We start from the raw sequence: 15,786 nt of genomic DNA on the forward strand, positions 1-15,786 counted from the left end.
GACGGGTTAATCCCGCTCGGACGTTCGCGAATGCGACATAACAAGTAGAAAGGAAAGCAAAGAGGATTTATGGCAACCCAACGACGCAAGCGTGCCCCCAAGAAGGCAGCGCCCAAACGCACCATCTGGCGCAAGCTGTTCTGGCTTGGCTTCAAGCTCTCCCTGGTGGTGGCGGCCTTTATGGTGGTGTTTGGCATCTACCTCGATACCAAGGTGCGCGAGCGCTTCGATGGCGAGAAGTGGCAGCTGCCGGTGATGGTCTACAGCCGCCCGCTGGAGCTCTACCCCAGCCAGCGCCTGTCGCGGGACCAGATGCTGCGCGAGCTCAACATGCTGAGCTACAAGCAGGTGCGCCAGCCTCACACGCCGGGTGAATACACCATCAACGGCAATCGCATCGAGCTGATTCGCCGTCCGTTCGAGTTCTATGACGGCGCCGATGGAGCCCGCGGCCTGCGCCTCACCTTCAACGGCCCGCGCCTTGAGGGGATCCAGTCGCTGGAGAACCAGCGCCAGCTCGGTTACGCCCAGATGGACCCGGTGCTGCTCGATCGCCTCAATACCGAAGATCGGGAAGATCGCCTGCTGGTGCGTATCGCCGAAGTGCCCGACAGCCTGCTGGTGACCCTGCTCACCACCGAAGATCGCGACTTCTACCAGCATGGCGGCGTCTCGCCGGTGGCCATCATGCGCGCCATGTTCGCCAACCTGATCGCGGGTCGCACCGTGCAGGGGGGCAGTACCCTCACCCAGCAGCTGGCCAAAAACTTCTTCCTGACCCGTGAGCGCAGTCTGTGGCGAAAACTGCAGGAAGCCTATATGGCGGTGCTGATCGACTATCGCTACAGCAAGGACGAGATCCTCGAGTCCTACCTCAACGAGGTCTATCTGGGGCAGAACTTCTCGCAAGGGGTCTACGGTTTCGGCCTCGCCTCCTACTTCTACTTCGGCATTCCGGTCAACGAGCTGGATATCGATCAGGTCGCCCTGCTGGTCGGTCTGGTAAAAGGCCCCTCCTATTACGATCCCTGGCGCTTCCCGGAGCGGGCCAAGACCCGCCGTGATCTGGTGCTGAAGCTGCTGATGGATCACGGCAGCCTGACCCAGGCCGAGTATGAACTGGCCAGCCGTCAACCCCTCGGCATCATCGCCCGTGGCCAGATGAGTTATGGCCGCACCCCGGCCTTTATGGGACTGCTCAAGCGGGAGATCCAGAGCCGCTTCGGCGCCGATCTGCTCAAGCAGTCCGGCCTCAAGATCTTCACCAGTCTCGACCCCATCGCCCAGCATGCGGCCGAGCGAGCGGTCGAATCGGGCCTCGCCGATATCGAGAAACTGCGCGGCAAGAAGAAGCTGGAGGCGGCCATGGTGGTCTCCGACTGGCACAAGGGCGAAGTGGTGGCACTGGTGGGTGGCCGCGATCCCCGCTACGCCGGGTTCAACCGGGCGCTGGATGCCCGCCGCCAGATCGGCTCGCTGGTGAAACCGGCGGTCTACCTGACCGGTCTCTCAAACGGCCTGACGCTCGCGACCCCACTCAAAGATCAGCCGATCCGCATTCGCGGTCAGGATGGTCAGGTCTGGACGCCGCAAAACTACGATCGCAAGTTCCGCCAGAGCGTGCCGCTGATGGATGCGCTGGCCAGCTCACTCAACGTGCCGACCGTCAATCTGGGTCTGCAAGTCGGGCTGGAGAAGGTAGTCGATACCCTGCACAAGCTGGGAGTCCAGCAGGAGATCCAGCCCTACCCGTCGCTGGTGCTGGGGGCGGTGGCCCTCTCCCCGCTGGAGGTGAACCAGATGTATCTGCCCATCGCCAATCAGGGGCTAACCCAGCCGCTGTCGGCCATTCGCGCCGTAGTCAACGGGGATGGCAGCCTGCTCTATCAGCATGATCAGACCGCCAAGCGGGTCACCGACCAACAGGCGAGCTGGCTGACCCTGTTCGCCATGACCAAGACGGTGAGTCAGGGCACGGCCCGCGCCCTCAGTGCCAAGTTCCCCGGCGCCACCATGGCGGCCAAGACAGGCACCACCAACGAGCTGCGCGACTCCTGGTTTGCCGGGATGGACAACAACGAACTGGTCAGTATCTGGGTCGGTCGCGACGACAACACCCCGGCGGGCTTGACCGGTGCCAGCGGTGCCCTGCAGCTCTTTAGCGGCTACATGAGCCAGCGCGGCGTCAACAGTCTGGGATTGAAGATGCCGGAAGGGGTCACCTGGGCCAACTTCTCCCGCGCCAGCGGCACCCGCGTCACCAGCGACTGCCCGGGCAGCCTGCAGGTGCCGGCCAAAGCCTCCACCATGGGCTCCCCGGCCGGTTGCGCCAGCAGTGTGACGCCACGCAGTGCGCTGGATGACTGGTTCGGCGGTTTCTTCAACTAGATCAACGACACGGGCAGCGCAGGCTGCCCGTTCACTATGCTGCTGACAAGGAAACACCATGACCTTTCCGCTGTTTGACGCCATCCACCATGTGGCCATCATCGCCAGCGATTACCCACGCTCGCGCCACTTCTACCACGAAGTGCTGGGGCTGCCCATCATCGCCGAGACCCTGCGCGAAGCGCGCCAGTCATGGAAACTGGATCTGGCCCTGCCGGACGGCAGCCAGCTGGAGCTGTTCAGTTTCCCCTCGCCTCCCGAGCGCCCCTCCCGCCCCGAGGCGTGCGGCCTGCGCCATCTCGCCTTTCGGGTCAGCGATCTTGACCGGGTCATCGCCCATCTGTTGGCCCATCGGATCGAGGTAGAGCCGGTACGGGTGGACGAGCTGACCGGCAAGCGCTTTACCTTCTTCGCCGACCCCGACGGCCTGCCGCTGGAGCTCTACGAAGCGCCGCGCTGAGCCTGCATCGACCAAGCAATCAGCCAAACAAAAGCCGCTCGGTTGCTACCGGGCGGCTTTTCTTATTGCTTCAGGTTATCAGGCGGTAGTCAGCATAACGACAGCCAGCGCCATCACCATCATGCCAGCCCAGCCGATGGGCTTGAGCCGCTCACCGAAGAAGAGCAAACCGCCCAGCGCCGTACCGACGATGCCGATAGCCCCCCAGGTGGCGTAGGCAACAGCCAGGTCAATCTGGCCGCCACTTACCGCTTCCGAGAGCAGGGTAAAGGCGCCGAGTACCAGCATGATCCCCAGGAATCCCCACCCCTTGTAACGAAAACCCTTGGAGCGGTTGATGGCCATGTTGGCGCCGATATCGATCAGTGCGGCACCCAATACAATCACAAACGGACTCATGCTGTGGCCTCCGCGTCTACTGACTTGTCTGAGGGCTCATCATGGGTCTCTCCCATGGTCACCATAACAATCCCCACTATCGCGAGAGCCAGGCCAATCAGCTCCTGAACGGTCACATCGTAACCAAGGAACATGACCGACACTATGGTGATCAAGGTGATCCCGAGCCCCTCCCAGAGCGCAAACGCAATACCAATGGAGATTGTTTTGGCGGCTTTCGCCAGCAACCAGTACGAGAAGCCGATCAACAGCCACATTGGGATGTAATTCATCCAGCCAGCTCCCTGCTCGGGGATCATGGCCATGCTGGAGGTACCGGCGACCTCGGTCACGATGGCGCCGGTCAAAAACAGCCGGGCCAGAAACATACGACTTAATAACATATAAGATGCCTTTGTTGCTTCGACGGGAGAGATGGTAAACGGGGAGAAGCAACTTGCGACAATCGCTCAGCGTCGATTATTCCGACGCCACAGGTTTGCCTTGCCTTGGTTCGACACGCTAAGGTGATAGTGAAAAACTCCGCCATAGCCTGTAAAACATGAAGCTATATCAGATAGAACTCTTTGTAGAGTCCGCCAATAGTGGCTCTATTGCCAACACTGCCCGTCGCCTCGGCAAAAGCCGCAGCGCCGTCAGCACTGCCATCGCGGCGCTGGAAGTTGAGCTTGGCGTCGAACTTTTTGAACGAGGTGCCAATCAGAGTCGTCTGACCGAGATCGGCGAGCTGGTGCTGGATGATTGCACTCGCCTGCTGCAGGCAGCCAACAGCCTGCAGCAGAAGTGCAAACATTACGCCTCGGGGGCCGAAGTGGCGCTGCGGGTTGCCCGCGATGACGCCATTCCCGAGCCGGTGTGGCGCGAGATGCTGGCCAGCCTGCACAATCAGTTTCCCGGTACCAGTATCTCTCTGGTGCTTGCCTCTCCGCCCGAACTGCCGGCGCTGGTGGAAGAGGGGTTCGTCGATGCCGCTTTTGGCCTTATTACCGAAGATCAGGAGCGCAGCGGCCTCAATATCGACGTGCTCAACCCGATCCGCACCCTGATGGTGGTGGCACCCAGCCATCCGCTGGCCGGACTGAAGCGGGTCAAACAGCAGGATCTGACCGATCACACCCAGGTCACCCTCTCGTATGTAGATGAATTTTCGGTAAAAAGCCTGCTACCTGTGGGAGGCCAGCATATCGGTCTCTCCAGCTTCGAGTTGATGCGCAATGCGGTGCTGGACGGACTGGGCTGGGCGGTGCTCCCCTCGCCACTGATCCAGAGCCAGCTGCGACAAGGCTCCCTGCTGACCCTGAAACACAAGTTCAGCCTGCAGTGGCGGGATTATGGTGTCTATCTGGCGGAAAACGCCTATCACGGCAAGGTGTTGGCCTGGTTGAAGAAGTCTATCCAGGGGTATCTGGAACCTTTCGAGTAGCGATAAAGAGCCGGAGCCAGCTCACGATATCTACTTATCCTGGTGATCCGAGCGGATGTGATCGTGCATACTGTTCACATACTCATTGAGCGCCGGAGGCGTAACCGATATGAGCAGTGCCCAAGACAAGGACGATATCTTGCTGGACGACGACATCATCGAACTCGATGATGAGGAGGTCGTGGTCCCCAAGGCACTCAACCCATGGCAAGTGCTGATCGTGGATGATGAGCCGGATATCCATCATGCCACCCGCCTGGCCCTCTCCAACATTCACTACAAATCCCGTCCGCTGGAGCTGCTCAATGCCTACAGCGGCGCCGAAGCTGGCCGCATGCTGGAGGCCAATCCCAGGATTGCGCTGATCCTGCTCGATGTGGTGATGGAGACCGAAGACGCAGGTCTGCGGCTGGTGCACCGGATCCGCAACGAAATGCACAACTCGCTGGTGCGGATCGTGCTGCGTACCGGCCAACCCGGCCAAGCCCCCGAGCAGCGGGTGATCCTCGATTACGACATCAATGACTACAAGACCAAGACCGAGCTGACGGTACAAAAGCTCTACACCACTGTCATCGCATCCCTGCGTTCATACGAAACCCTCAGTGCCATCGACAAGAGCCGGCAGGGGCTCGGCAAAATTCTCGAAGGGGCGGGCGATCTCTACCATCTTCATTCACTCAAGGAGTTTGCCTCCGGCGTGCTGAAACAGATCAGCGCCATTCTCGATGTGGGCACCGAAGGGGCTATCTGCGCCGAGCGCCGTCCCGGCGAACAGGGGCTGGAGATCCTCGCCGCTACCGGCGACTACGAGACTCTGCTGGATGATGGCAAGATCACCGACTTTCCCACCCTCAATGACTCGGTCATGAAGGCACTGGCGGCGCGCTGCAACCGCTTTGAACACCCTCAGGATTCCCTCTATATCGCCGCCCAGAATGGTCGCGAGTTCGTGCTGAGTTTTACCCCGACCCAGCCCCTCGATCCCCTCGAATGCGATCTGCTGGATGTCTTCTGCCAGCGCATCTCGGCGGCCTACGACAACCTCTATCTCTACAACCAGTTGCTGCGCGCCCAGGAGGCCACCGTGGTGGCACTGGCGGCGCTGGCGGAGTTTCGCGACTCCGATACCGGCGAGCATGTCTTGCGGGTGCAGAAGCTCTCGGATGCCATCGTGGCCGAATTGAAGCAGATGACGGCCTATCCCGAGCAGCTGACCCCGGAGTTTGTCGAGATGATCGGCATGGCCTCCATCCTGCACGATGTGGGCAAGGTGGGCACCCCGGATCATATCCTGCACAAGCCCGGCCGTTTCGACCCGGAAGAGCGGGCCATCATGGAGCAGCATGCCGGTATCGGCGCCAATATCCTGCACAAGGCGGGCGAAATGGTGGAGGGAACCAGCTACCTCTCGCTGGGGGCAGAGATCGCCCGGGGCCACCATGAGCACTTCGATGGTAAAGGCTACCCGCAGCAGCTGGCAGGCCAGCAGATCCCCCTGTCGGCGAGGATTGTGGCGGTGGTCGATGTATTCGATGCCCTGCTCAGCAAGCGCCCCTACAAAGAACCCTGGACGCTGGCGCAGACCATGGAGTATATCCAGTCCCGCTCCGGCACCCAGTTTGACCCTCATGTAGTGACAGCCCTGTCGCGACTGGTCAACGAATCGAGACTCCCCTACTCGCTCTGACCCTCTTTGCTCGCAACTCCACATACTCTGCCGGTGACTTTGCTCACCGGCAGGGCATCAAAACAGCCATTTTGTTGCATCCCGCACACATCAAAGCGCCGCAAAGCGGAAACATCCCCCTTCTTTGTTAGCGATAGCCGCTGAAATATGGTCATTTAACATCACATCGCTATAATATCGGCCTGCAAACCTGATACTAACAACGAAGGAATTATCATGAGCCTGAACCTGGTACCGGCCGGCAAGAGCCTGCCCGACGATATCTATGTCATCATCGAAATCCCGCAGAATGCCGACCCGATCAAATACGAAGTCGACAAGGACAGCGGTGCTATTTTCGTCGATCGCTTCATGTCTACCCCGATGTTCTATCCGTGCAACTACGGCTACGTGAACGCGACCCTCTCTCTGGATGGTGACCCCGTCGACGTACTGGTTCCGACCCCCTACCCGCTGCTGGCCGGTTCCGTCATTCGCTGCCGCCCGGTTGGCGTGCTGAAGATGACCGACGAATCTGGCGAAGATGCCAAGATCGTTGCTGTACCGCACTCCAAGCTGACCAAGCAGTACGACCACATCCAGGATGTGAACGATCTGCCGGAACTGCTGAAAGCCCAGATCCAGCACTTCTTCGAGCGCTACAAAGAGCTGGAAGCGGGCAAATGGGTCAAGGTGGAAGGCTGGGGCGATAAGGCTGCAGCCGAAGCCGAGATCAAAACCTCTGCCGAGCGTTACGCTGCCAAGTAAGCGTCACTTCGCTTGTAAAAAAGGCGCCTTATGGCGCCTTTTTTGTCGGTATTTGCGGTAGCTGACCGGCCGCATCTTCGGCAGGATTGCCCTGAATGTATATTTCACGGCCATCTTTCTGGTAGGGACGATAGTAATCACCGCCACAGCGATAGCCGCCGCCCGGCTGGCTCATCAGCTCGCAGTTGACCGGCAATACCTCCAGCCACTTGATAGCCTGCTGATAACGCAGCCACTCCTGCCATTCGTGTTCGCGCGCCAGCTGGTCACGCAGGGCAAAGGTATCCGCAACGGACATCCCCTTGTTGACGATCACCTGACCCGCCATGGCTGGCAGGCTGAGCAGCCCAAACAGCACTATGCTCCAAGGCTTCATAACCCCTCCAGAGTGACTTAATTTCACAATTAAATTAAAAGTCACATCAATCTGTTATCCAGATCACAAAACGAAACATCACCAAAGTGCTTCCGGCTCACCTAGTTGTTAATTATCGTCCACGGCAGGAAGCACCACCATGAAGCTGACCCCCGCGCTGTTGCTCAGCCTCACTCTCAGCACCACCCTTGGTGCCACAAGCAACGCCAGCGAGATCAACATGAGCTGGCAGTGGCAATCCACCGATGGCCAGCGCAAGCACTTCCAGCTGACCACCGACGATCAGGTGATGGCCGCCAGTCGCCACGAGATGAGCCTGCTGAAGGCTTCCCTCACCAATCCGCTGGAGACCCTTTACGCCTACATCAGCCCGCGGCTCTACAACAGCATCAACCTGATCAACCAGAGCAGCCCCGAGACCGCGACCAAATTTCGCAATCTGGAGCAGGCCTTCACCCTGCGGGACGACAGCATGGAGTCGCTGCTGTTTTGGCAAGCCTACCAGCAGTATCAGGAGGATGCCTTCTACCAGATGAGGGTGATCCCCTGCGTCCATCCTGCCAATCGCAAACTGCCTTGCGTGCGACCCGATTACTCCCAGCTCTTCTACCACTTCAAGGGGCATCTCAAGCCGCTGGCGCAGCAATTTGCGGCCAAGGATCTCGCTACCAGCGTCAGCCTGCTGCAGGAGTGGCTGAACGCCATCCCCACCCAGCCGGAGCAGCTCGATCACTTCGCGCCGCCGCTGCAGGCGTTGCAGGATAACAAGGCCGATAGCGACGAGAAGGCGCTGTTGATGGCCAGTCTGCTTGCGGAGCTGGCGCCGCAATATGTGCTCAGCATCATCTATCCGGATATCAGCATCGGCAGCGTCTCCCCTGCCTGGCTTGCCATTACGGCAGACAGTGGCGTACCCGGTGATGTGGTGGTGATCAACAATCAGCGCCATGTGCTGCTGACCGGCTCGTCCCTGCTGGCCCAGCAGATGACCATGGCCAAGATCCCCCTCATCAGCGAGTCGCTCTACTGACGCAGACAGCTCAGACCAGCAGCCACTTCATTGATTTTTATCGATGTCATGCCATCCTAGCCGCCCTTGCCAGCCAACCACCTGACTGGCGGGGCGCCGACGCTTCTGAACCGCGATCTTATTTAACACTTTTTAAACAGATCCGATCAGTTTAGGATGAAGCTCGCCCATTCCCTCAATCCGAAACTCGTTATAACATAACAAATGGAGTGTCATCAGGATGAAACATCTCGTACTTACTTTGGCGCTGCTGCCATCTCTGGTCTTTGCTCACAACTTCAAGGATGGCAACACGGTGCCGCTGGTCAATGTCAGTGACAAGGGCGAGCTGGTACTGAATGGCAAGGATATCGGCTACCAGCCGTGGCAGAGCACCTCGCTCACCGGCAAGGTGTTCCTGATCCAGCATATTGCCGGTCGCTCCAGTGCCAAGGAGCTGAACGCCCCGATGATCGAGGCGATCAAGGCCGCCAAGTTGCCGCAAGACAAGTACCAGACCGTTACCGTCATCAACAGCAATGACGCCATCTGGGGCACCTCCGGCTTCGTGAAGAGCAGTGCCGAGGACAGCAAGAAAGAGTTTCCCTGGTCCGCCATGGTGCTGGATGCCAAGGGCATGGCGCGCAACGCCTGGGATCTGACGCCGGAAAGCTCGGCGATCATCCTGCTGGATAAAGAGGGCAAGGTGCTGTTTGCCAAAGATGGCCAGCTCGATGCCAACAACATTGCTACCGTGATGGGGCTTATCAAGTCCCATCTCTAAGTCAGAGAGAAAGGGCGCTGATGGCGCCCTTTCCATAAGGGTCTATGGGTCGTATCAAGCTGAAAATCTGGATCTTGCTGCTGGGCTGGTTATGGCTGCAGCCTGCCCTTGCCCGGCACCAGTTTGAATCCGTCCTGCCCGGCCACGACGACCATCACTGCCTGGTTTGCGCCCTCCATCTGGATGGCAAACAGGTCATCACCGCCACCCCCTATTGTTTCCCCGGTTCGACCTCTGTTCTGCCCGCTGTTGCAACCATGCAACGCTCGGCGGATACCGCCACGCTTCACAGCTATGCCATCCGTGCGCCGCCCGCCTCTGTTTTTATCTATCCCTTTGTTTAATTTCACTATTTGTTTTGAAAAAAGGATTAAAGATGAAAGCAGTTACTCTGTTGCTGGCCGCTGCGGCCTTTGGCGCACACGCAAATCACGACGAACACGAGAGCCACAGCCACGGCGCCCACGAGCATGGCCACGGCCACCTCAATCTGGTGGTCGATGGTGACCAGCTGATGATCGAGCTGCAGGCCCCCGCTGCCGATCTGGTGGGCTTCGAGCACGCAGCCAAGAGCGATGAAGAGAAGGCGCAATACGCCAAAGCGGTCGCCCGCCTCCAGCAACCTGACGCCCTGTTCCGCTTCGACCCGGCGGCTGGCTGCAAACTGACCCAGCAGGAGCTGCAAGCAGCCAAAGAAGAGCATGATCACGACCATGACCATGACCATGACCATGACCATGACAAGGCTGCCAGCGACAAACATGAAGACCACCATGATCATGACGAAGCGGGTCACGCCGATATGGGCGCCATGTACACCTACACCTGCGCCACCCCGGCCAAACTGACCGGCCTTGAGGCGACCCTGTTCAGCGTCTATCCGAGCCTTGAGAAGCTGAGCGTGCAGGGGATCCTGCCCACCGGCCAGACCGCTGGCGAGCTGACCCCGTCCGCCAACAAGCTGAGCTGGTAACGCCATGAAAAAAGCCGTGGTTGAGATCCGCGATCTGGCCTTTGCCTGGCCAGGTGGCGACGCTGTACTCGATCTGCCCGCCCTCACCATCCGCGAGGGTGAGCGGGTCTTTATCAAGGGCCCGTCGGGCTCCGGCAAATCGACCCTGCTCGGGTTGCTGGCCGGGATCCAGACCGCCAACCACGGCACCCTGGAGGTGCTGGGCCAACCATTGGCCCGGCTCTCTGGCCGTGCCCGTGACCACTTCCGGGCGGCCAATCTGGGTTATATCTTCCAGCAGTTCAATCTGCTGCCCTTTCTCTCGGTGCAGGACAACGTGACCGCTGCCCTCACCTTTTCGCCCGCCAAACGGGCTCGCCTGCAAGGGAGTCCGGAGCAGGAGGCGCGCCGTCTGCTGGCGGAGCTGCAACTGCCGGACGAGGCGCTGCATCGCCCCGTCCATGCCCTCAGCATCGGCCAGCAGCAGCGGGTTGCCGCCGCACGGGCGCTGATCGGCTCGCCACCACTGGTGATCGCCGACGAGCCCACCTCGGCACTCGACACCGACAACCGGGCGGCCTTTATCAAGCTGTTGTTCGAGGAGTGCGACAAGCAGGGCTCGACCCTGATCTTCGTCAGTCACGATCCTTACCTCGAACCCCTGTTCCCACGGGTGGAAAACCTGCAACAACTTAACCGGAGGGCTACGTGCTAAAGCTCGCCCTGCAAAGTCTCTGGGCCCGTCGCCTCACCGCCGGGCTCACCCTGCTGGCTGTCGCCATCAGCGTCACCCTGCTACTCGGGGTGGAGCGGGTGCGCACCCAGGCCCGCGAAAGCTTCTCCAACACCGTCTCGGGCACCGATCTCATCGTTGGCGCCCGCTCCGGTCAGGTTAACCTGCTGCTCTACTCGGTGTTTCGCATCGGCAACCCCACCAACAACGTGGGGTGGGACTCCTATCAGGCCATCAAACAGAAACCGGGCGTCGCCTGGACCATCCCGCTTTCCCTTGGTGACTCCCACAAGGGATTTCGGGTGCTCGGCACCAATGGCGACTACTTCACCCACCTGAAGTACGGTCAGCAGCAGTCGCTACAACTGCGCGAGGGGCGGCCATTCGAGACGCCGTTTGAAGCGGTGCTCGGCGCTCAGGTGGCCGAGAAGCTCGGCTATCACCTTGACCAATCCATCGTCATCGCCCACGGCGCTGGCAACACCTCGTTCAGCCAGCACGACAATCTGCCGTTCAAGGTGGTGGGTATTCTGGCACCGACCGGTACGCCCATCGATCGCACCATCCATGTGCCGCTGGCGGGGATAGAGGCGATCCATCTCGGTTGGGACACCGGCCGCCACAGCAAGAACGTGACGCCGGAGCAGGCGCTGGCGCAGGATCTCACCCCGAAAACCATCACCGCCTTTATGGTGGGGCTGAGCAACCGGATCCTGGCGTTCCAGCTGCAACGCAGCGTCAACACCTATCCCAAAGAGCCGTTGATGGCGATCCTGCCAGGCGCCGCCCTGCAGGAGCTGTGGAGCCTGATGAGCGTGGCGGAAACGGCCCTGTCGGTCATCGCCGGTTTCGTGGTGGTGGCAGGCCTGATCGGCATGCTGACTACCCTGCTGGCGGGGCTTAACGAGCGGCGCCGGGAGCTCGCCATCTTGCGATCCCTCGGCGCGGGCCCTGCCCACCTGTTCCTGCTGCTGGCGCTGGAAGCCATGGCGCTGACCACGGTCGGTATCGCTCTCGGGGTCGCCGTGCTCTATCTGGGGCAGGGGCTTGCCTCGCCCTGGCTGCTCAGCCACTATGGCCTGCAACTGAGTCTGGGGCTGCCGAGCACCTACGAGTGGCAGTTGCTGGGGGTAGTGTGGCTGGCAGGCATGGTGATCGGCCTGCTCCCTGCCGCCCGCGCTTACCGCTACAGCCTGAGCGATGGCATGAGCATTCGCGTCTAGCGAAACGCCCAAAAATAGAAACAGAAGGACAGATGATGAAGTGGAAAATTGTGGCGCTGCTCGCCAGCCTGCTGGTGCTGCCCGCCCTGGCCGCCGATTACAAGACCATCGACTGGGATGTGCTTATCCCGGAAGGGGAGAAACTGCTGCCACCGCCCCAGGTCAATCACGAAGATCCCATGTCGGTGCCGCAACCGGTGGGTGGGGTAAACAAGACGCTGGACAACCAGGATGTGCGCATTCCGGGCTTCGTGGTGCCGCTGGAAGGGGATGCCAAGAAGATCACCGCCTTCCTGCTGGTGCCCTACTTCGGCGCCTGCATCCATGTGCCGCCGCCCCCCACCAATCAGGTGATCTATGTGAGCTACCCCAAGGGGGCGCCGGTGGATGATCTGTGGGATGCCATCTGGGTGAAGGGCAAGATGCGCACAGTCAGCTCCAGCCACGAGATGGCCACCGCCTCCTATTCGATGGAAGCGGTCGAGGTGAGCGTCTACGAGGAGTAATTCTCCCATTGCAAAAAAAGCGGCCTCCACGGAGGCCGCTTTGTTATCTTGGCATCCCGGTTGGAGTAACATTCAGCTCCAGAACCTGTGCGAATGGAGTCAGCATGGCAGACCTCCCCCCCCCGAAAAAAGAGAGTTCGATCCTGAGCAGCCAGGAGCAGACCCTGCGTCTGGCCCGCAGTCGCGGCATCGACGGCATGCTCACCCGCAACACCGACAGCACCTTCGAACAGCGCGCCACCTTTCGCCATCTGGCGGATCAGGCCGCCCGCCAGCGCAATCTGGAAGCCATCATGGTGATGGCCTCCCGCCACTGCGAAGAGACCGCGGCTGGCGGCGAGATGGACAGCGACTGGCTGACCCGCTTCCTGCAACTGGCGGAAGATATCAGCATGGTGCCGATGCAGCAGCTGTGGGGGCGGATCTTCGCGCTGGAAGTCGCCACCCCGGGCCGCTTCTCCATCCGGGCGCTCGCCACCCTCAAAGAGATGACCCAGCGCGAGGCCCAGCTGTTTCAGCGCATCTGTTCACTGACTTGCCACTACACCGGCAGCGACGAGCAGCGACTGCTGCTGGGGCTGCACAAGGGGGCCACCCTGCTGAGTCGCGCCAAGGCAACGCGCCTTGGCCTTGGCAAATACCGGCTGCCCTACAACGCCCTGCTGCAGCTGTTTGAGCTGGGGCTGCTGCATCGCGCGGAGCTGGAGTCCGGCCCGCTGCCCGCCGATGGGGTCGAGCTGGAGTTCGGCAACCAGCGCTGGCGGCTGCAGTGCAAGCAGAACAACATCACCCTGCTCTACTACCGCCTCACCCCGGTGGGCAACGAGCTCGCCCAGCTGCTGCAAGAGTCGCCGCTGGAGGAGTACCTGCAGGATCTGAAAACCGTGCTGGTGCAGGGTATCCAGATTGAAGTGATGCAGCTCGTCAGCCCCCCCTCCTCACCCGCTCCCGACCCTCTCCCCTGATCTCTGGCGGGGCAGCTGATGCCCCGTCGGTTCGTGGTTCCTTCGCATCAAGCTGCTGGCTCCAAGCTTATGGGCTTGACCAGAATAGGTTGCAAATTGCAGATGCCGCAGAGGCACACCCCGTCAGCTCCGTTGCATATTGCAAACAACCACGCGCTTTTCCTCTCCAAACCTCGCTAATAACACATCAATCATTAGTTTTTGCCAGCTGGCCCGCCCCTTGCAGATGTCTTGATGCAGATCAAAATTCAACCACCATAGCTCGGGAGCAAGGCCATGAGAATCAATCAACCGGTTACCCAAAGAGAACGTCTCTATCCAGACCACCAGAGCCTGATCTCCACCACGGATCTGGAGAGCCGCATCACCTACGCCAACGATGAGTTCTGCGATATTGCAGGCTTCTCGCTCGACGAGCTGAAGGGGGAACACCACAATCTGGTGCGCCATCCTGACATGCCGAAACAGGCCTTTGCCGATCTGTGGGGTCACATCAGGGATGGCAAGAGCTGGATGGGACCGGTGAAAAATCGCTGCAAGAACGGTGATCACTACTGGGTCAGCGCCTTTGTCACCCCCATCAAGGATGCCAGCGGCCGGGTGGTGGAGTATCAGTCGGTGCGCACCGCCCCGAGCGAGGAGATCAAACAGCGGGCCGAGAAGGTCTATGCCGACCTTCGCAACAACAAGCTGCCGCTGGCGCTCAAGTTGCCCACCTTCTCCCATACCCTGACCATCAACCTCTGTCTGCTGCTGAGCCTGCTTGCCATGTTTGCCCTGGGCTACAGCCACGACATGAACTGGCAACTGGCGCTGGCCGCCCTGCCGCTGGCGATAGCGGCCATCACCCTGAATGCCCTCTCCCGCCGCCTCGGCAAGCTCAACAAGATGGCCCGCAGCCGCTTTGACAACCCGCTGATGCAGCTGCTCTACACCAACAAGGTGGACAACATCGCCGCCATCGAACTCTCGATGGTGATGAATCAGGCCGAGTTCAACGCCGTGCTGGCCCGCACCCAGCAGACTTGTAGCAAGATCCTGCAGGCCGCCGAGGGGGATCTGCGCAACGCCGAATCCATCACCGACAACCTGCAACAGCAGCAGGCCGAGACCAATCAGGTAGCGACCGCCGTGACCGAAATGTCGGAATCCATTCGCGAGGTGTCACAAAGCTCGACTGACTCCTCTAGCCTGCTGGATGAAACGGCCGTGCTGTTCAAGAGCGGCAACAGTAGCGTGGCCGAAACCGTGGCTGCCGTGGCGGGCATGAACAGCGAACTGATCACCTCCAAGAGCGTGATCAGTGCGCTGGTCGGCCACTGCCGCGATATCGACGGCATCCTCGATGTGATCAACAACATCGCCAACCAGACCAACCTGCTGGCCCTCAACGCCGCCATCGAAGCGGCCCGGGCTGGCGAAGCGGGTCGCGGCTTCTCGGTAGTGGCCGATGAGATCCGCACCCTCGCCATCAAGACCCAATCCTCGACCAGCGAGATCCAGAAGATGATCACCGAGCTGCAAAACAGCTCTGGCGAGGCTGAGCAAGCGATGGAGAAGGGCTGCCAACTTGCCGACAGTTGCCAGCAGAAGGCCACCGCGACCGGCACCATACTCCAGCAGATCAACAATATGCTGCAGCAGGTTGCCTCCGGCAGCAGCCAGATTGCCCAGGCGGTGCAGGAGCAGTCCCACGTTACCGCCGAGATCAACCGCAACGTGCTCAGCATCAAGACCCTGGCCGATGACTCCAGCGTCGGCAGCCAGCACGCCGTGCACGGCATCACCCAGCTGGTAAATCAGTTGAGCGATCTCGACCGGCTGGTACGCCAGTTCCAGAAAGGGGCTCCGGCAAGCCAAAGCCGCTACGAAGTGGCCACCACCCGCGCCGTGCCGGTTCGCCAAGCCAGATAACCACAACACAAACAATCACCGCAGAAAAACCCTATGGGCCTTTGGGTCCATAGGGTTTTTTAATGCCCGCCAGCAAGCTGGCGACACTCTCGCTTTCACCGTCCGATTTTCCCCAGCTCTGATGGCTGCCACCGTTGAGCGGTTATATCGCCGTCCGTTATTTATTAATTTATTGATCTTGCTCAGAAAACCGCCCGCTTCCACTTTCCACCCCAGC

General features: G+C 60.2%; 17 protein-coding genes. 14 read left to right on the forward strand and 3 right to left on the reverse strand.

Features of this window, described 5'->3' with window-relative positions; translation table 11 throughout:
* Positions 1–69: 69 nt before the first annotated feature.
* Positions 70–2,388: a penicillin-binding protein 1B gene (mrcB, locus tag BN1139_RS04175; protein ID WP_005354670.1), complete on the forward strand. Its 2,319-nt coding sequence runs from the start codon at positions 70–72 to the stop codon at positions 2,386–2,388.
* A gap of 58 nt (positions 2,389–2,446) precedes the next feature.
* Positions 2,447–2,848 (forward strand): SMU1112c/YaeR family gloxylase I-like metalloprotein, encoded by a 402-nt coding sequence (gloA2, locus tag BN1139_RS04180; RefSeq protein ID WP_005354672.1) that lies wholly within the window; start codon positions 2,447–2,449, stop codon positions 2,846–2,848.
* A gap of 78 nt (positions 2,849–2,926) precedes the next feature.
* Here the strand turns inward: gloA2 and BN1139_RS04185 are convergent, their stop codons facing one another.
* Together BN1139_RS04185 and BN1139_RS04190 are read right to left on the reverse strand one after the other, a co-directional pair.
* A complete protein-coding gene (locus BN1139_RS04185) occupies positions 2,927–3,247 on the reverse strand; it encodes an SMR family transporter (RefSeq protein WP_005335659.1) in 321 nt (106 codons plus the stop codon).
* A complete protein-coding gene (locus tag BN1139_RS04190; RefSeq protein WP_005354675.1) occupies positions 3,244–3,630 on the reverse strand; it encodes a DMT family transporter in 387 nt (128 codons plus the stop codon). The genes BN1139_RS04185 and BN1139_RS04190 overlap by 4 nt, the downstream gene beginning before the upstream one ends.
* Before the next feature lie 158 nt (positions 3,631–3,788).
* Between BN1139_RS04190 and BN1139_RS04195 the strand changes: the two genes are divergently transcribed.
* The 3 genes from BN1139_RS04195 to ppa all read left to right on the forward strand — a co-directional run bounded on the left by BN1139_RS04195 (position 3,789) and on the right by ppa (position 7,107).
* On the forward strand, positions 3,789–4,670 hold the full coding sequence (locus BN1139_RS04195; RefSeq protein ID WP_005354677.1) for a LysR family transcriptional regulator: 882 nt from the start codon (positions 3,789–3,791) through the stop codon (positions 4,668–4,670).
* A gap of 109 nt (positions 4,671–4,779) precedes the next feature.
* Positions 4,780–6,360 carry a DUF3369 domain-containing protein gene (locus BN1139_RS04200; RefSeq protein ID WP_005354680.1) on the forward strand — a complete coding sequence of 527 codons (1,581 nt, stop codon included), beginning with the start codon at positions 4,780–4,782 and terminating at the stop codon, positions 6,358–6,360.
* A 216-nt stretch (positions 6,361–6,576) separates the two neighbouring features.
* Positions 6,577–7,107, forward strand: a complete 531-nt coding sequence (ppa, locus tag BN1139_RS04205; protein WP_005335667.1) for an inorganic diphosphatase — start codon at positions 6,577–6,579, stop codon at positions 7,105–7,107.
* A gap of 28 nt (positions 7,108–7,135) precedes the next feature.
* Here ppa and BN1139_RS04210 read toward each other — a convergent pair whose 3' ends face one another.
* Positions 7,136–7,483: a hypothetical protein gene (locus BN1139_RS04210; RefSeq protein ID WP_005354682.1), complete on the reverse strand. Its 348-nt coding sequence runs from the start codon at positions 7,481–7,483 to the stop codon at positions 7,136–7,138.
* A gap of 139 nt (positions 7,484–7,622) precedes the next feature.
* Between BN1139_RS04210 and BN1139_RS04215 the strand changes: the two genes are divergently transcribed.
* The 9 genes from BN1139_RS04215 to BN1139_RS04255 all read left to right on the forward strand — a co-directional run bounded on the left by BN1139_RS04215 (position 7,623) and on the right by BN1139_RS04255 (position 15,569).
* Positions 7,623–8,513, forward strand: a complete 891-nt coding sequence (locus tag BN1139_RS04215; protein WP_005354684.1) for a hypothetical protein — start codon at positions 7,623–7,625, stop codon at positions 8,511–8,513.
* Between the two features lie 220 nt (positions 8,514–8,733).
* Positions 8,734–9,276, forward strand: coding sequence for a YtfJ family protein (locus tag BN1139_RS04220; protein ID WP_005354687.1), 543 nt, complete (start codon positions 8,734–8,736; stop codon positions 9,274–9,276).
* Between the two features lie 44 nt (positions 9,277–9,320).
* A complete protein-coding gene (locus tag BN1139_RS04225) occupies positions 9,321–9,620 on the forward strand; it encodes a DUF2607 family protein (protein WP_005354689.1) in 300 nt (99 codons plus the stop codon).
* A gap of 32 nt (positions 9,621–9,652) precedes the next feature.
* A complete protein-coding gene (locus BN1139_RS04230) occupies positions 9,653–10,249 on the forward strand; it encodes a DUF2796 domain-containing protein (protein ID WP_005354691.1) in 597 nt (198 codons plus the stop codon).
* 4 nt (positions 10,250–10,253) lie between these two features.
* The gene (locus BN1139_RS04235) at positions 10,254–10,943 is read left to right on the forward strand and encodes an ABC transporter ATP-binding protein (protein ID WP_005354693.1); all 690 of its coding nucleotides are present in this window, start codon (positions 10,254–10,256) and stop codon (positions 10,941–10,943) included.
* Positions 10,937–12,184: an ABC transporter permease gene (locus BN1139_RS04240; RefSeq protein ID WP_005354695.1), complete on the forward strand. Its 1,248-nt coding sequence runs from the start codon at positions 10,937–10,939 to the stop codon at positions 12,182–12,184. The genes BN1139_RS04235 and BN1139_RS04240 overlap by 7 nt, the downstream gene beginning before the upstream one ends.
* A gap of 32 nt (positions 12,185–12,216) precedes the next feature.
* The gene (locus BN1139_RS04245) at positions 12,217–12,690 is read left to right on the forward strand and encodes a DUF3299 domain-containing protein (protein ID WP_041202809.1); all 474 of its coding nucleotides are present in this window, start codon (positions 12,217–12,219) and stop codon (positions 12,688–12,690) included.
* A gap of 104 nt (positions 12,691–12,794) precedes the next feature.
* Complete coding sequence (locus BN1139_RS04250; protein ID WP_005354697.1) at positions 12,795–13,655, forward strand: TIGR03899 family protein; 861 nt, start codon at positions 12,795–12,797, stop codon at positions 13,653–13,655.
* A 276-nt stretch (positions 13,656–13,931) separates the two neighbouring features.
* Positions 13,932–15,569 (forward strand): methyl-accepting chemotaxis protein, encoded by a 1,638-nt coding sequence (locus tag BN1139_RS04255; protein WP_005354698.1) that lies wholly within the window; start codon positions 13,932–13,934, stop codon positions 15,567–15,569.
* The last annotated feature ends 217 nt before the right edge of the window (positions 15,570–15,786 follow it).

It is taken from the genome of Aeromonas veronii bv. veronii (assembly GCF_000820225.1).
GTDB classification, from domain to species: Bacteria; Pseudomonadota; Gammaproteobacteria; order Enterobacterales; family Aeromonadaceae; genus Aeromonas; species Aeromonas veronii.

Coding starts and splice junctions, on each gene's coding strand:
- mrcB (WP_005354670.1), top strand. CDS start 70: ATGGCAACCCAACGACGCAAGCGTGCCCCCAAGAAGGCAGCGCCCAAA.
- gloA2 (WP_005354672.1), top strand. CDS start 2,447: ATGACCTTTCCGCTGTTTGACGCCATCCACCATGTGGCCATCATCGCC.
- BN1139_RS04185 (WP_005335659.1), bottom strand. CDS start 3,247: ATGAGTCCGTTTGTGATTGTATTGGGTGCCGCACTGATCGATATCGGC.
- BN1139_RS04190 (WP_005354675.1), bottom strand. CDS start 3,630: ATGTTATTAAGTCGTATGTTTCTGGCCCGGCTGTTTTTGACCGGCGCC.
- BN1139_RS04195 (WP_005354677.1), top strand. CDS start 3,789: ATGAAGCTATATCAGATAGAACTCTTTGTAGAGTCCGCCAATAGTGGC.
- BN1139_RS04200 (WP_005354680.1), top strand. CDS start 4,780: ATGAGCAGTGCCCAAGACAAGGACGATATCTTGCTGGACGACGACATC.
- ppa (WP_005335667.1), top strand. CDS start 6,577: ATGAGCCTGAACCTGGTACCGGCCGGCAAGAGCCTGCCCGACGATATC.
- BN1139_RS04210 (WP_005354682.1), bottom strand. CDS start 7,483: ATGAAGCCTTGGAGCATAGTGCTGTTTGGGCTGCTCAGCCTGCCAGCC.
- BN1139_RS04215 (WP_005354684.1), top strand. CDS start 7,623: ATGAAGCTGACCCCCGCGCTGTTGCTCAGCCTCACTCTCAGCACCACC.
- BN1139_RS04220 (WP_005354687.1), top strand. CDS start 8,734: ATGAAACATCTCGTACTTACTTTGGCGCTGCTGCCATCTCTGGTCTTT.
- BN1139_RS04225 (WP_005354689.1), top strand. CDS start 9,321: ATGGGTCGTATCAAGCTGAAAATCTGGATCTTGCTGCTGGGCTGGTTA.
- BN1139_RS04230 (WP_005354691.1), top strand. CDS start 9,653: ATGAAAGCAGTTACTCTGTTGCTGGCCGCTGCGGCCTTTGGCGCACAC.
- BN1139_RS04235 (WP_005354693.1), top strand. CDS start 10,254: ATGAAAAAAGCCGTGGTTGAGATCCGCGATCTGGCCTTTGCCTGGCCA.
- BN1139_RS04245 (WP_041202809.1), top strand. CDS start 12,217: ATGATGAAGTGGAAAATTGTGGCGCTGCTCGCCAGCCTGCTGGTGCTG.
- BN1139_RS04250 (WP_005354697.1), top strand. CDS start 12,795: ATGGCAGACCTCCCCCCCCCGAAAAAAGAGAGTTCGATCCTGAGCAGC.
- BN1139_RS04255 (WP_005354698.1), top strand. CDS start 13,932: ATGAGAATCAATCAACCGGTTACCCAAAGAGAACGTCTCTATCCAGAC.